The organism is Mucilaginibacter pankratovii, assembly GCF_014773265.1.
GTDB lineage: Bacteria > Bacteroidota > Bacteroidia > Sphingobacteriales > Sphingobacteriaceae > Mucilaginibacter > Mucilaginibacter pankratovii.
Genome location: NZ_JACWMY010000015.1, coordinates 99,837 through 115,354 on the forward strand (window position 1 = coordinate 99,837; position 15,518 = coordinate 115,354).

The 15,518-nt window shown below is 45.7% G+C and carries 15 protein-coding genes; 9 read left to right on the forward strand and 6 right to left on the reverse strand.

All coding sequences use genetic code 11. The features are described from left to right. Positions 1–55: 55 nt before the first annotated feature. Entirely contained in the window at positions 56–673 is a 618-nt protein-coding gene (locus IDJ77_RS24175; protein WP_191191559.1) for a DUF4136 domain-containing protein, read from the reverse strand. Between the two features lie 157 nt (positions 674–830). Here IDJ77_RS24175 and IDJ77_RS24180 point away from each other — a divergent pair, with 157 nt between their 5' ends. Together IDJ77_RS24180 and IDJ77_RS24185 are read left to right on the forward strand one after the other, a co-directional pair. Then, positions 831–1,079, forward strand: coding sequence for a DUF6364 family protein (locus IDJ77_RS24180; RefSeq protein WP_191191560.1), 249 nt, complete (start codon positions 831–833; stop codon positions 1,077–1,079). Beyond that, a complete protein-coding gene (locus IDJ77_RS24185; protein ID WP_191191561.1) occupies positions 1,076–1,489 on the forward strand; it encodes a type II toxin-antitoxin system VapC family toxin in 414 nt (137 codons plus the stop codon). Before IDJ77_RS24180 ends, IDJ77_RS24185 begins: the two co-directional genes overlap by 4 nt. Positions 1,490–1,497: 8 nt before the next feature. Here the strand turns inward: IDJ77_RS24185 and IDJ77_RS24190 are convergent, their stop codons facing one another. Next, the gene (locus IDJ77_RS24190; RefSeq protein WP_191191562.1) at positions 1,498–3,147 is read right to left on the reverse strand and encodes an NAD+ synthase; all 1,650 of its coding nucleotides are present in this window, start codon (positions 3,145–3,147) and stop codon (positions 1,498–1,500) included. 66 nt (positions 3,148–3,213) lie between these two features. On the opposite strand from IDJ77_RS24190, the gene gldB reads away from it, so the two are divergent. Next, positions 3,214–4,254 (forward strand): gliding motility lipoprotein GldB, encoded by a 1,041-nt coding sequence (gene gldB, locus IDJ77_RS24195; protein WP_191191563.1) that lies wholly within the window; start codon positions 3,214–3,216, stop codon positions 4,252–4,254. Positions 4,255–4,509: 255 nt separating this feature from the next. On the opposite strand, the gene IDJ77_RS24200 is transcribed toward gldB, so the two are convergent. From IDJ77_RS24200 to IDJ77_RS24215, 4 genes are all read right to left on the reverse strand, one after another. Then, on the reverse strand, positions 4,510–4,695 hold the full coding sequence (locus IDJ77_RS24200; RefSeq protein WP_191191564.1) for a hypothetical protein: 186 nt from the start codon (positions 4,693–4,695) through the stop codon (positions 4,510–4,512). A gap of 62 nt (positions 4,696–4,757) precedes the next feature. Next, positions 4,758–5,765 carry an NAD-dependent epimerase/dehydratase family protein gene (locus tag IDJ77_RS24205; protein ID WP_191191565.1) on the reverse strand — a complete coding sequence of 336 codons (1,008 nt, stop codon included), beginning with the start codon at positions 5,763–5,765 and terminating at the stop codon, positions 4,758–4,760. Between the two features lie 100 nt (positions 5,766–5,865). Next, positions 5,866–7,644, reverse strand: coding sequence for a glycoside hydrolase family 9 protein (locus IDJ77_RS24210; RefSeq protein WP_191191566.1), 1,779 nt, complete (start codon positions 7,642–7,644; stop codon positions 5,866–5,868). A gap of 51 nt (positions 7,645–7,695) precedes the next feature. Continuing rightward, the gene (locus tag IDJ77_RS24215; protein WP_191191567.1) at positions 7,696–9,180 is read right to left on the reverse strand and encodes an alpha-amylase; all 1,485 of its coding nucleotides are present in this window, start codon (positions 9,178–9,180) and stop codon (positions 7,696–7,698) included. A gap of 137 nt (positions 9,181–9,317) precedes the next feature. Here IDJ77_RS24215 and IDJ77_RS24220 point away from each other — a divergent pair, with 137 nt between their 5' ends. The 6 genes from IDJ77_RS24220 to IDJ77_RS24245 all read left to right on the forward strand — a co-directional run bounded on the left by IDJ77_RS24220 (position 9,318) and on the right by IDJ77_RS24245 (position 15,511). Next, positions 9,318–9,665: an MmcQ/YjbR family DNA-binding protein gene (locus tag IDJ77_RS24220; protein WP_191191568.1), complete on the forward strand. Its 348-nt coding sequence runs from the start codon at positions 9,318–9,320 to the stop codon at positions 9,663–9,665. Between the two features lie 157 nt (positions 9,666–9,822). Then, on the forward strand, positions 9,823–10,035 hold the full coding sequence (locus tag IDJ77_RS24225; RefSeq protein WP_191191569.1) for a YtxH domain-containing protein: 213 nt from the start codon (positions 9,823–9,825) through the stop codon (positions 10,033–10,035). Between the two features lie 224 nt (positions 10,036–10,259). Next, positions 10,260–11,489: a sensor histidine kinase gene (locus tag IDJ77_RS24230; protein ID WP_191191570.1), complete on the forward strand. Its 1,230-nt coding sequence runs from the start codon at positions 10,260–10,262 to the stop codon at positions 11,487–11,489. Then, positions 11,489–11,896, forward strand: coding sequence for a response regulator (locus IDJ77_RS24235; protein WP_191191571.1), 408 nt, complete (start codon positions 11,489–11,491; stop codon positions 11,894–11,896). Before IDJ77_RS24230 ends, IDJ77_RS24235 begins: the two co-directional genes overlap by 1 nt. Before the next feature lie 199 nt (positions 11,897–12,095). After that, positions 12,096–12,818: a DUF4397 domain-containing protein gene (locus IDJ77_RS24240; RefSeq protein WP_191191572.1), complete on the forward strand. Its 723-nt coding sequence runs from the start codon at positions 12,096–12,098 to the stop codon at positions 12,816–12,818. A gap of 137 nt (positions 12,819–12,955) precedes the next feature. Then, positions 12,956–15,511 (forward strand): CheR family methyltransferase, encoded by a 2,556-nt coding sequence (locus tag IDJ77_RS24245; RefSeq protein ID WP_191191573.1) that lies wholly within the window; start codon positions 12,956–12,958, stop codon positions 15,509–15,511. The last annotated feature ends 7 nt before the right edge of the window (positions 15,512–15,518 follow it).

Sequence of the window (15,518 nt, forward strand, 5' to 3'; positions counted from 1 at the left end):
AATAAAAGCCCCTTTCCGGATATCCGGAAAGGGGCTTGATATTTTAAATACCAGCTTACGACCTCGTTGTTGCTACAGGCGGGTTAAGATTCAGTTGTTTTATAATGCCATCTACCACCTTAGGTATTTCGCGCAGGGTGGTTTTAGGGTCGTGCAATTCGCCAACACCATAACCGCGCCATACCAGCGTGTTTGTTTTAGGGTCTATCAGGTCTATAATTATGGTGCCTTCTTTATACGGAACCCTGCGCGCGTACGCACCGCCATAGTTAGGGAAACCGTAACCATAGTAGCCATAGCCAAAGGGGCGGTACCAGCCGTAGCCAAAACCACCGTAATAACCGCCATACATAGGGCTGTAATAATAATTAATTTTTGTGCCGCGCCCGGTAACGGTTGCGTAACCTACCAGCAGATCTGGGTTTTGCTCGTTAATAGTGAGCCCCTTTTGCAGCAATGCCGTTTTGGCCGACTCCTGCAGCTTGCCGTTACCAATTTCGGTAAGGGGGCGCCATTGCTTGCCACTATCCCTTTTCATGGGTGCCCAGGCAAAGGTGCGGTAACCGCTTAAGTTGGTTTTGTTTGCAGCGGCTGTGTAGTAATTGTAACTGCTGCAGGCCGACAGTACCGAAACAAACGCTACCGCCAGCATTAAATAGATATATTTTTTCATAGCAACACCTTTTATTTATAAGTCTTAGACAAGGCTGCAAGCGAAGGTTTAACGGGATAAAAACTTTTTTTTAAATCTTTCTGATTTTATAGATCACCATCCAGCCCATTTTTGGTTTTTATCCAAAATACGTATCTTTGATTAAACCACACGTGCAATGACAACCAAGTTAACATTAACCGTAGAAGAAGGCGTTATCAAAAAAGCGAAATTGTATGCAAAGCAAACCGGTAGAAGTTTATCTGAATTAATCGAAAACTACCTGGAGACGCTTACGGAGGAAAATCATGCGGAAACACAGCAAATTTCTCCCAGGCTGAAAAAACTGGTGGGTTCTGTTAAACTGCCTGCGAATTTCGATGAAAAAACAGAATTGGCTTCCTATTTTGAAAGCAAGCACCTATGAAGAATGTCTTTGTAGATACCAACGTCCTGATCGATCTGCTTGCCGACAGGCAGCCTTTTAGTAAGTTCGCCATACAATTATTCAATTTAGCAGAGAAGAAGAAAGTTAAGCTCTTTACATCTTCGCATGCTTATGCCACTACTCATTACCTATTAAAAAAGCATTTAAGCGAAAAGGAATTAAGAGAATTACTTTATTCATTGCTGGATTACATCGATTTAATCGCAATTGACAGTTCCATTATTAAGAAAAGTCTTCTATCCAATCACAAGGACTTCGAAGACGCCATCCAAATCATCGCCGCTACCTCAGTGGCAAATTTAGACTTTATTGTAACCAGGAATTTGAAGGACTTTAAAGATGCCGGCATAACCGTGCTGCCTCCAGACGAAGCGCTTGGCTATTTATAAATTATCCATTACGACAAATATTTTCCTACTATAGGCATCCTCCTGCCCATACCAAATGCCTTTGGCGATACGCGCAGTATAGGTGGTGTTTGGTAGCGTTTATGCTCGGAGATGTTCACCAGCCTTAACACTTTACGGACCACGGCTTCGTCAAAACCCAGTTTTATAATTTCGGCAGATGAGCGCCTGTTGAGGATGTATTCAAAAAGTATGGCATCCAAAGTATCATATTCGGGCAACGAATCAGTGTCCTTCTGATCGGGGCGCAGTTCGGCAGATGGTGGTTTTACAATCGTATTTTCGGGGATGATCTCGCGGTTTTTATTGATCTCGCGCGCCAACTCAAAAACCTGTGTTTTAAATACGTCGCCTATAACCGAGATGCCGCCGCACATATCGCCATACAGGGTTCCGTAGCCTACCGCGGCTTCGCTTTTGTTGGATGTATTGAGCAGGATGTACCCAAATTTATTGCACATGGCCATCAGCACCACTGCCCTGCTGCGCGATTGGATGTTCTCCTCGGCAATATTAAAGGGCAGGTTTTTGAACTGCGGCGACAGGGCGCTCTCAAACGATTCGGTAATTTTAGCTATCGCTACCGTTTCGCTTTTGCAGCCAAGGTTTGCAACCAAATCTTCGGCATCCTTTATAGAGTGATCGCTGGAGAAACGCGAGGGCAGCAACACCGCCATCACATTTTCGGGGCCTAACGCTTCCGCAGCCAAAGCACACACCACGGCAGAATCTATCCCGCCGGATAAGCCTAGGATGGCCTGCTTAAAGCCCGATTTAACAAAATAATCTTTTATACCCAATATCAGCCCCTGATGGATCTGCTCGATATCGCTTTGGTGGCCGGCCTTAATGGTAGCCGCGTGCTCAAAACTGATGCTTGCATCCTCGTTTAAGGTATAATAGGTAAGCGCCTCTTTAAAATATGGCAACTCATCCACCAAATTACCGGCATTATCAAACACCAGCGATCCGCCATCGAAGATCAGTTCGGTTTGCGCGCCAACGTGGTTCACGTAAAACAGCGGTAGGTTGTAACGGCTGGCGTTATCCTTTAATATCTCTACCCGTTCCTCATCATGATTATAAGCAAAAGGCGATGCCGCTATATTGATCATCACATCAGGGTTTTGCTTGATCAGCGTATCCATAGGGCGGGTAATGTACAGCGGGTTTTCTATCGTGTTCCAAAGGTCTTCGCAAATGGTAAGGGCTATTCGTTTACCCTTAAAATCTATACAGCTAAACTGAGTAGATGGTTCAAAGTAACGGTACTCATCAAAAATATCGTAATTGGGCAGCAAAGCTTTGTTCACTACTGCCTTTACCGCGCCGTTCTCAATAAAATAGGCCGAATTGTTTAGATCCTTGCCTTCAGGATTATTGTTTGGTGTCGGCAATCCTATAATGCAGGCGATATCTTTACATTCGGCAGCTATCGTTTTGGCGGCCTCAGCGCAAAGGGTTATAAACTCGTTAAATTCCAAAAAATCGCGGGCGGGATAGCCGCAAACGCATAATTCGGCAAACACTACCAGGTCGGCACCGTTTTGCTTGGCTTCGCGGATATGCTGAATGATCTTATTGGTATTCGATTCGAAGTTACCTACGTGGTAATTAAGCTGGGCTAATGCGATCTTCATGGTGTATGGTAGTATTGCTTACGCTGTAATGCAAATAAAAAAATTATTTTTGCTAAAACGACAGAAATGAACTTCTATTCTCTTAAAACGAGGCTTATTTATTTAAGCTTTATCACCCTGGTATTTAGCGCCTGTAACAAACATAAAAAAATTGATGTTAGCGACATACAGGTTGATGTAAAAATTGAGCGTTTCGACCGGGATTTTGATTCGCTACGCGTAAAGCCGATGGATGAGCAGGCGGGTGTACTCTACAAAAAATACGGCGTTTTTTATACCGATTTTATTGAACGTATAATGAAAGCCGGCAGCGCACGCGATACCGCTTACTTTACCCGCCTGCGGGCTATTTTTGCCGATAAAGCCTACGCCGACCTGAAACATGATGTAGACGCCGCCTACCCTAACCTGGATAAGCAAACCGGGGAGCTAACCGATGCCTTTAAGCATATTAAATATTATTACCCAAAAAAGAACCTTCCAAAGTTGTATGCATATTTCTCGGGCTTTGAGGCCCAAACATCCATTGGCGATGGCTATTTCGGTATCGGGCTGGACCTGTTTTTGGGTGCCGATTCTAAGTTTTACCCATCACTTGTAAACGCGTTCCCGCGTTATGTAAGCCGCAGGTTTACACCCGATAATATTACCCCACGGGTGGTGGAAGGCCTGGCACGTGAGGATATGTTCCCCGAAGACGAGCACGATAAGTCACTGCTTGCCAAAATGGTGTATAACGGCAAGATCATGTATTACATGGACCAGATACTGCCCGATGTGCCCGATTCTACCAAAATTGGCTATAGTGCCAAACAAACAAAATGGTGCGATGATTATAAGGGCGATATATGGAGCTATTTTTTAGAAGAGAACCTGCTTTACGAAAGCGATTACCAAAAGATACAGAAGTACCTGAACGAAGCGCCGTTTACACCCGGGCTTGGCCAGGACAACGAATCGGCCCCCAAACTCGCCGTATGGACGGGCTGGCAAATTGTGCGTGCTTATATGGACAAACACCCCAATGTTACCCTGCAGCAACTAATGGCCGATAAGGATGCGCAAAAGATCCTGAACGAAGCCAAGTACAGGCCTAAGAATCCGTAGAAAGAACACCAAAACACTAACCCCAATGTCATTTCGATGAGCGGCGGAAGGAAAGCGCGGGAGGGCGAAGAGAAATCTTCTACTCTTTGCAATTGAACTATAAAAGGTGAAGATGCTAAGCGCCTATGCAATACGGTAATGTCAAACCGTATAAGATTTCTCCTCGCTATCGCTCGTTCGAAATGACAATTGGTTTAAAACAAAAAAAGCGTCGCCAAACCGGCCACGCTTTTTAAAATATCTAAAAAGTAAAATTTAGTCTAAAATTTTGAAAACCGCTCTTAAAGCGATGATAGAACCGAACAGCAAAATGATGTTAGATACTAACGTAGCATGTGGAAATTCGGCAAAACGCAGGTAGCAACCCAATAAACCTACAGCGATAGTAAGAATTAAAAATTTATAGTGGCCTTCTTTATTGGCATTTTCCATTGATTGCATAATCCTGTTGTTTTTTATTCGCCACAAAAATATAAATGTTTACCGAAAAACCGACAACCTTTTTAAGCTTTTACCGCTTTTTTGTTCCATCCCTGTGGCAGGTTTTCTTCTATCTCAATATTCTCGAACTCGGCACTCGCGCGCGAGCCTACCACCTTGGCCCAGGCCGCCATTTTGCTGATGCCTTCTTTTAGGCTGATGTCAGCACTTTCGCCAAATACCCGAGCCGCTTTAGAGTGGTCGCTGTGCGCGTGCATCACTTCTTTACGTGCTTCCAGGTGGGTTACTTTTGGTTCAACACCAAGCTCATCGGCAACAACCTGCACCAGTTCATTCACTGTATAGGGCTTATCGGCACCTACGTTAAATACTTCGTTATACGCGGCCGGCACATTAGGGCTGTTGGCAATATGCGGCGCAACATCATCAATATAGCTAAACGCGCGGGTTTGCTCGCCATCACCAAAAATGGTCATTGGTTTTTCCTGCATAATCTGGTTCATAAAAATGCCGATAACGTTGCGGTATTTATCGCCGATGTTTTGGTTTTCCCCGTAAACATTGTGTGGGCGGAACACCACATAGTTTAAGCCAAACATATGATGAGCGGCTTTGAGGTCCATCTCCACAGCGTATTTGGCAACACCGTACGGGTCTTCCGGTTGTGGTACCAGTTCTTCGCGCATGGGTAGCTGGCCAGCGCCGTATACCGCTATAGATGAAGTGAACACAAAGCATTTCACTTTATGCAATACCGAAAGGTTGATAAGGTTAACCGAACCGATCAGGTTATTGTTATAATTGAATCTGCGGATAAAGTGCGAAAGGCCTTCGGCAGCATAAGCGGCCAGGTGGTAAACATAATCGAATTTGTGCTCCTCAAACAGCTTCTCCAACAATTCATAATCGTTTATAGAACCAAGTATAAACTCAACGCCTGCGGGCACATGGTCTTCAAAACCGCCGCTCAGATCATCTAAAACAACTACTTTATGCCCAAGGTTAAGGCAATGCCTGGCTACGTGTGAGCCTATAAAACCGGCACCGCCGGTTACCAATGATGTGATCATAGTATCTAAATAATATAGTGTGTTTCAGTTTGTCTGACAGTTGGCGCGTTCCGGCCTTCTCAAATATCCTAAAAAAAGCTTTAACTGACTGTTAAAACGTTTATTTACTTATATCCGCAGGTTGCGCCATCACGGCTACTGCCTGCAAAAACCAGGCCGCGTGAGGTATCCATTGTTCGGTCCAGCGCCATTCATCGCCTTTTGCTTCCTTCTTAAAATCAATGCCGGAGCCATCCGGGCAACCATCCTTGCCCGTAACGCCGTTAGAAATACCCCCGCGCTCGCTTCCGTGCCCGTAATTAGAGGCCATATACGGCATATTATTTTTCCCAAAACCGTAAATAAAACTTATGCTATAAGGGTTGCAACCCATTATCCACGATAGCTGCCGCTCCGCATAATCGGCAAGTGTTGATTTTATTCCCCAGTTTCCCTCGGCCGGATATGCTAACCTGCCACCCACAACGGCAGCCGTAGCCAATGAGCCAAGGCGGGCATTTTCGCCCTGCCACCACCAGCCGGTCTCATTTTCGTGCGGGATAAAAAAGCCATCCTTCACCTTGCCTTTAAACAAAAAGCTTTGGCGGGCATAACCGAAGGGGTTACTTATTTTATTGGTAACCGCCAGCTGATAATCCAACGATTGCCTGATGGTTTTTAATGCTGCTGCGCGATAAACGTCCTCTTTTTCTTTATCCAGGTATCTTGATAAAGCTACCACCGGCAAACCCGCATCCGAGGCATGGAAGTACGGGCGATTTGTATCGTTGGAGATAAAATAGCCGGCGTCGGTCATCCTGCCATTCAGGTTTTTGGCGCGTTTGCGGGCTTCGTCGCGGTATTGGTCTTCGCCGGTAGCTATCCACAGTTCGGTAGCGGCCATCAGCGCACAATAATCGTCGATAATGTTTTCTTTACCGTCATCGTCGTATTTGGTGTTATTTATCAGCAAATGCGCGAACGCGCGTTTGGCACCGTCTAAATATTGGGCAGAGGTAAATTCGCCGTTCTTTTTCCATTGAGAGATACGGGCAAGCGCCGCAATGGCCATGCCCCCGCCCTCGCGGAACGCGCATTGGTATTGGTTGGTGGTAATGCTGTTGGCCAGCAAACCTACTACCCGGCGAGCGTTAGGATCTTTATTAAAATAGCTGAACACGATCATATAAAAATAATCATCCTTGCTCAGCGCGCGCATCATGTAATCGGCTCCGTAAAGCGCTTCGCTATCAAGCGAATCTTTCAGCTTCCATTTATTTAGCAAACCCGGAATAGCTTCAGAAGCGCTTACCATGCTCCAGGTAACCAAAGGCGTTTGCTGCGGCGAAAAGTAGTTGGCATATGCCAAATGCGAAAAGTATTTGCTTACATCGCCCGAGGCATCGCACCAGCCGCCACGCAGATCTACCCTTTGGTTGCTGCCAAAAAGCTGCATTTTGGCATCGGCAGCCAGTTCGCCGGGGGTATTGGCGCGCTGCTTATTATAATAGTGTATAATGGCCGAAAGCGTGCGTTTCGCCACCATGCTCTCCCCTATTTCGAAGGGGTAAGAAGTATAAACAAGGCCTTCATATTTAATACGCAGCCGGTATTTACCCGCCGTTTTAAAGGCCGAAAAATTGGCCTGGAAAAACAACTTGCCGGGCAACCAGTCGGTTATCGTTTCAGGATGGGTAAGCATGCCGGTGTAGGCAACCCTGCCGGTAGCAACATTCACCAAATTAAAGCTGAATGGCCTGGTTAGTTTATTATCAAACTGCAGCACGCCAACCTTCGGGCTATTGCTATCAAAGGCTACCTGATTGAGGTAAATTACCGGGGCGGCAAATGCGCAACAGGAGATAAATAAAGAAAGTAAGCTTAGGTAAAATTTCTTCATGATGGGGCAGCTACCGGGTGAGATAACAGCGGCTGCCCCTAAATATAGAACTTATTTTTTAATTGCCCATACCGAAACCGACCCGGCGCGTGCGAAGAATTCGCCCCAGCCTTCTTCGTTGATGGTTACTTCGGCATCGTGCTTGTTCAGGTAATCTACAAATACCTTACCGGCATGTGCCTTGCCAACTTCCATGCTTTTGCTGCATTCGTCGCCGTTGGTTAGCAATACCGCACAGCCCGAGTTGTCGTGCTCACCGTCACCCTCGCGGGTCCAGCCGATACAGTAAGGGTTGTCAAAATAATCTCGCTGTGCGCCATAGGCGATATGCTTGCGGGCATACAGCAGGCTTTCCATCTCGCCAAGGGCAGGCAGCTCCACTTCGTGGTCGTTGCCATCATCGCCTTTATCCGTGTATTTTGACCCATATAAGTCGGAATAGAACACGCAGGGGTAGCCATGTTCGCGCAGCAAAATAAGGGCGTATGCAAGAGGCTTAAACCATTGCTCTACCGGCAGCGCCAGCGATTGCAGGGGCTGGGTATCGTGGTTTTCTACCAGCGTAACCGCACGGGATGGGTTAGCGGCTACCAGCGTATTATCAAATATTTTGGTCAGGTCGTAATCCTTCCCTCCCGTGGATGCATCGTGCAGGTTCTGGTGCAGCGGCGCATCAAAAAGCGACATGCGCCCTCCCGTTGCCGTAATGTACTCCTGCAATAAGCTCACCTCGTAACTCCAGTACTCGCCAACGGTAAACATTTCCTTGCCGGTTTCGTTGCGCAAGTTATCCAGCCAGTCGTTATAAAATTCGTAGGAGATATGTTTAATGGCATCCAGGCGCATCCCGTCAAACTGAATGGTATCGTGGAACCACTTGCCCCAGCGTTTCAGCTCATCGCGCACGGCGGGGTTGCGGGTATCAATATCATCCAGCATCAGGTAATCAAAGTTGCCGTTCTCATCACCAACCACATCTTCCCAGCTTTCGCCATACTGGTTTTGGATGCTAAAAATGGCAGATTCATTATTCCCTGCATCGTAATCAATACCACTAAAGCATTGCCAGTCCCACACAAATTTCGAGTGCCGGCCATTTCTGCCAGGAAAAGTAAATTTGGTGAAAGCTTCTATTTCATAGGGTTCGCTGGTAAATTCGTTACGGTTTTGGGGGTTTACTTTACGCACCGTCACCTTTTCTTTTTCATCGGCCCCGCCCATGTGGTTAAGTACAATATCCACGTAAACGGCCAGCCCTTTGCTTTTGGCGGTTTGCACGGCGTCTATCAACTGCTGCTTTGTACCGTATTTTGTACGTACTGTACCTTTTTGGTCAAACTCGCCCAGGTCGTAAATATCATATACATCGTATCCAACAGAGTAACCACCGGCTTCGCCTTTGTAAGCCGGCGGCAGCCAAACGGCATCTATACCTATAATCTTCAGCCTTTCGGCATCTTTCTTTAAGTGTTCGTATAAGCTGCCATCGCCGGGGTAGTACCATTCAAAAAACTGCAGCATTGTAAAATTTTCCATAAGGGCAATTGATGTATTTAAACAGCCTACACAACCCGTTATGCCGAATTTGGTTTTAAGCGGGCTATTAAAACAACAGAATTATGACTCTCGCAATATTTCTTTTCGGGATGGTTAAGTTTAATTAATTTTAGTTTATGGACACCAGCATATTTATTTACCTGCAATTTTTGCGTGATAAATTATTGCCCCTGCCCGGCGTTACCGAAAAAATGTGCTTTGATACGCCCGCGTTTTATGTAAATAAAAAATACTTTATCCGCATACGCGAGGATGGCGAAACCCTGGTACTGCACACTTTTGAGCGCGATAAATGGATAAGCGCCAACCCCGATGTTTACTTTATAACCGAGCATTATTACAATTACGATTACATGCTGGTAAATCTGCCCAAAGCCAACCCGATAGAATTAGAGGGCCTATTGATACAGGCCTGGAAGGACAGGGCGGGCAAGAAATTGATAAAGGAGTGGGGACACGATTAAAGGATTTGTGGATCAGCACGATTTACTTAAAACTGCCACAAAAGCTTAGTTACCACAAACGAAATTATCGTGCTAATCTTTCAATCCATCAATCGTGTTGGCACTATCCTTGCAAACATCTCGTTATATATACATTTACCATTAAAAACATAAAATCATGGGCTTATTAAAATTTATAGCAGTTGGCGCAGCCATAGGTTACGGAATAAACTATATTACTAAAAAGGGCCCGGATGGCCGCTCTATACTGGATGATATTACTGACGATGCACCGGAGTGGTTTGATAAGGCTAAGAAATTCGCCGAAGAAAAAGTGGAGCAGGTAGTAACTTCATCGCAATCTAAAGGCGGCTACACCGAAACTTTGTAACGATCTTTTTTTTTCACACTCGCTAAAAGCTTCTGCCTGTAACCGGCAGGAGCTTTTTGTTTTAAGGGTTACCGTTGGCTGTTTTTTCGTTAAAAGAGCCGCTCTGTTAAATATCAATTAATGCGATTAACGATAGCTTTAAGTAATCCCGCGCTTTAATTAAATTATTTGATAAATTTTTAAGCACGGGGTTATTAATTATATTTATTGCAAACTTGCCCGTTTTGAAACTTATTGATAGCCTAACCCAAACCGCCAAATTGTGCGGCCCTGTGTGTGCACCCGTTAAGCCAATCGTAAAAGCTTCGCCCGGGAAGCAGCTGGCCGATTTTTTTGGCAATATTTTCAGCACTGCCGATTGGCCGGCGCGATGGCATTGCGGCAGCTGGAGCGATTTCCATGGCTGGCTGTATATTATTTCTGATATCGGCATCTGGGCGTCCTATTTTGCTATCCCTCTTCTGCTCATTATTATGCTCAGGAAAAAGCAGGATATCCCTTTTCACAAAATAATTTTCCTGTTTGTAGCTTTTATATTACTATGCGGACTTACCCACTTAATTGACGCCGCTATATTTTGGTGGCCGGCCTATCGTTTAAGCGCGCTGCTGCGCTTTATTACCGCTGTAGTATCTATTTTTACGGTTTATGCTTTATACAAAATACTGCCAACAGTATTTAACCTGCGTACCGTGGCCGATTTAGAGGCCGAAATAGAGAAGCGCCGCATGGTAGAGGAAAAATTAACGTTAAACGAGATAGCTTTGAACAAGTCGCTGGAGCTTACCACCCAAAACAACAAGCAACTGAAGAGTTTTACACACATCCTGTCGCACAATATCCGCAACCATGCAAGTAATATGGCGCTGGTTTCGAGCCTGGTAGACACAGAGAAGCTGGACCCGGGCACCGCCGTTCTGTTTGAAAAGCTAAACAATGTATCGCGTGCACTTAATAATACACTGGAAGACCTCTCACAAGCCATCAAAATAAAAGAAAGCGTAATGAAATCTACCGTGCTTTATTTTAAAACCGTAACGGACGAGGTACTGCAAATCTTTGAATCGGACCTGAAGGTGAATAACGCCACATTAGAAGCAAACTTTAAGGCGGAGCAGGTGGTTTTTCCGCATATCTACCTGGAGAGTATCCTCATCAACTTAATATCAAACGCTATTAAATACAGAAGCGCGGAGCACCATCTGAAAATAAAATTAAAAACGTATATTAACAACGAGTTGCGAACCGTTTTAGAGTGCAGCGATAATGGCTTGGGTATAGACCTGAACCTGCATGGCCACAAGCTGTTTGGGCTATATAAAACCTTTCACGATCGTAAAGATGCGCATGGCGTAGGGTTGTTTTTAGTGAAAACGCAGGTAGAGTCGCAGGGCGGGCGGATAGAGGTAGAAAGTACGCCAGGAAATGGCGCCACGTTTAAAATAATTTTTTAATGAATAAAGTAAAAATTGCTTGTGTTGTAGACGATGATGAGATCTATACCTTCACGGTTACACGCATTATAGCCCGATCTGAAATTGCTGAGAAAACCATTTTTTTTCATAACGGCAAGGCTGCCCTCGATTTTTTTGTGGCAAATGCTAACAATAACGAAGAACTGCCCGACCTGATCCTATTGGATATTAATATGCCCGTACTTGATGGCTGGCAGTTTTTAGATCAATACGTAAAAATGGCACCAAAGCTGGGCAAGAAAATAACCTTGTTCATTGTAAGCTCTTCCATCGATGAAGAAGATTACGCACGGGCAAGGGCTATTGCGCTGGTAAGCGATTTTATTGTAAAACCCCTTACCGTAGAACATTTGCATAGTATTTTGGGGCAGCTGGAAGAGCAATAGCGCTTTCCCGGTATTGCTTTAGTCACGGTCGTTTTCACGCGCAAACCGGTACTTTAGTATTTAAAATATCTACCCGCATTTCCCGGTTTTGTAAAGCGCCGGTGGCAAAAAAAATCAAGTTTTGTAAAAATACGTTGTCCTGTTGTATCGTTTTTAAAAATAGCTGCGTAATGCAGGTATTATACTTACTAAAAATGTTATGATGAAAAACGTTCAACAAAATTCAAGAAGGTGGGCAGGCATGGTCGGGATGATGTGTTTGCTGGCCGTATCGCTTAGTTCATGTTTAAAAAACAGCACTACTGTACAACCACCAATAGCGCTGTTATCTGTTATCAACGCTTCGCCGGATGCGCCCACGCTTGATTTCTATTTAAACGATAATAAGGCCAACGCTTACTCTTTTGGCTTTGGCAACGGTTTAGATTACGTAAGCGCTTACACCGGCAAACGCACAGCAACATTTACCACTGCGGGTACCAAAACGGTTTATAAAGCCGATACCATTACGCTTAACGAAAACAGGTATTATTCACTTTTTTTAGCCAATACATTAGGGCACGAAGAATTTGTTGTGCTTAACGATACCATTACCAGGCCGGCAGAAAGCAAGGCAAGCATTAGGTTTATTAACCTAAGCCCAGATGCACCTGCGGCAGACCTGGTTATAAAAGACGGTGCCACGCTGGTTTCCAACAAAAGTTTCAAAGGTTTTTCGGGCTTTGTGCCTATTGCCGCTACGGCCAAATACACCCTGGAGATTCGGCAGGCAGGCACTGCTACGGTACTGGCCACGCTAACTAACGTTACTTTAAACAATGGATCGTTGTACACTGTATGGTTGCAGGGGATTGCAGCCACAGGCACACCCGACGCAAAGAAACTGGCCGGCAAAATTCAAACAAACGTTTACTACTATTAAGTTTATACCCATTTACCTATGGAACAAAAAACCTGGCTTCGGCCGGGTTTTTTTATGGGCTACCTTTAAAACACAGTTGCCGGCATTATTTAATCAGAAATAAATTTACCTTTAAGTTTTTAACCCCTCCGCACTTAATGAGTAAATCGAAAATAACGCTTGCCGAGCTGCCAAAGCCCCAGTTCCCGGTGGTAGGCATCGGCGCATCTGCAGGCGGGTTAGAGGCCATCAAATTATTTTTGCAGGCCCTGCCAAAAAAAACGGGGATGGCCTTTGTATTTGTACAGCACCTTAGCCCCACGCATGTAAGCATCCTGCCAGAAATACTGGAGCGGATATCGCCCATACCGGTTGTGCCTATCAGCGATGGTATTGCGTTGCAACAGGACCACTTTTACATCGGCCCCGAAAATACGGTTGTAAAAGCTTCAGAGGGCATACTAAAGCTGGAGCCCGCTGGCCTAAAAAACAAAAAAGCAAATGCTATTGATGTTTTGTTCAGTTCGCTGGGATCGGTACACCAGAGTTATGCTATTGGTATTATCCTATCCGGCTCGCTTAATGATGGCACGGTAGGGATGCAGGTCATCAAATCAAACGGTGGTATCACCTTTGCGCAGGATAAGGAATCGGCAGCATTTGACAGTATGCCAAAAAGCGCCGTGCAAAGCGGCGTGGTAGATTTTATTCTGCCTCCCGCCGAGATCGCCAAACACCTGGTGAACATCAATCATCCCTTCAATTTAAATTTTTTGGCCGGTAACGAGCCGGAATCGAAACAGGAGGACCACGACGTTTTCAAACAGATACTTACGGTACTCCGCGTGCGGCGCGGCGTAGATTTTCAGTACTATAAATCAAGCACGTTGAAGCGGCGCATCATCCGCCGGATGGCGCTCAATAAAATAGAAAAACCTGCCGATTACCTGTACAGGCTGCGCGAGAGCAAAAGCGAACAGGATGCGCTGTACAACGATATGCTGATCTCGGTAACGCATTTCTTCCGCGATCCGCAGACCTTTGAAACACTTTGCAGCGATATTTTTCCGGCTTTGGTCAATCAAAAATCAACCGCGAACGAGCCGCTGCGCATTTGGATAGCGGGCTGCGCCACCGGCGAAGAAGCATACAGCATGGCTATGTGCCTGCAGGAGTACATGGGAGATAAGGCCGCCACCATGAAATTGCAGATCTTTGCCACCGATATATCCGAAACCGCTATCGCCAAGGCACGCAACGGCCTGTACCGCCAAAACGAGCTGGAAGGGCTTAGCGCATCGCGCATACAGCAATTTTTTATTAAGATGGATGGGCACTACCAGGTTACAAAATCCATACGCGATATGTGCGTATTTGCGCATCATAACCTGTTAAAAGATCCGCCTTTCTCTAAAATAGATCTCATCAGCTGCCGCAATGTTTTAATATACCTGGAACCGGTACTGCAAAAAAGGGCGCTTACCACTTTCCACTACGCGCTTAACGAGGGTGGCTACCTGATGCTTGGCAAATCGGAAAGTATTGGCACGCATACCGATATTTACAGCCCTTACCGCTCGGCAGAAAAGATCTACCTGCGTAAAGGGCCGCCGGGCAGGTTTATGAATGTGGCATCCAAAACATCCGAGCAAAACTTCAGGAATATTGACCAGGGAGAACAACGCGGCGAAACGAAGGATATTTACAAATTGGCCGACGAGACCATGCTGGAGAAATTTGTGCCGCCCGGTTTATTGGTAAACGATAAGTTTGATATCATCCAGTTTCGCGGGCCTACCGATAACTGGTTGGGGCAGCCACAGGGTAAACCCAGCTTTAACGTACTGAAGCTGGCACGCAACGGGCTGGCATTTGAACTGCGGAACCTGTTGCAGCAAGCTAAAAAATCAAACCAGCCATCGCGTAAGTACGGTATATTTTATCAGCACAACGATCTGCAGCATTTCCTGAATATTGAGGTGGTGCCCCTGCGCGACCAGGACGAACAGCATTTTCTGATCGTTTTTCAGCAGGCATCATCCACCGGTATTGAGCCGGGGATGTTTGAGGGCGGGCCAGCACACGCTAATACCAATTACAACGCAGACGAACTGCGCATAGAGCACCTGGAACGCGAGTTGATCCAATCGCGGGCGGATATGCGCGTGGTGAGCGAGGAGCAGGAACTGGCAAACGAGGAGCTGCAAAGCGCCAACGAAGAGCTGTTATCGGGCAGTGAGGAATTACAAAGTTTGAACGAGGAACTGGAAACATCTAAAGAGGAACTGCAAAGCACCAACGAGGAGATCATTGTAATTAATAACGAACTGCTTGACAGGAACGAACAGTTGAACAATTCGCGCCTTTATGCCGAGGCGATCATCAACACCATCCGCGACCCATTGCTGATACTGGATAAGGACCTTAAAGTACTGCGCGCCACGCAGGGTTTCTACAAAACCTTTATGGTAACCGAGCGCGAAACGGAGGGCCAATACCTGTACGACCTGGGCAACAAACAATGGGATATCCCAGCTTTGCGCGAGGTGTTGGACCGCATATTACCGCAGCACAAAGAGTTGAAGGATTACGAGTTAAAACACGATTTCCAAACCATTGGCAGCAAAACCATGCTGTTGAATGCTTATCAACTGGATAACAGCCAGCAGATATTGCTGGCGCTAAAGGATATAACCGAGTTTGTAAAAAAGTAATTGCGGG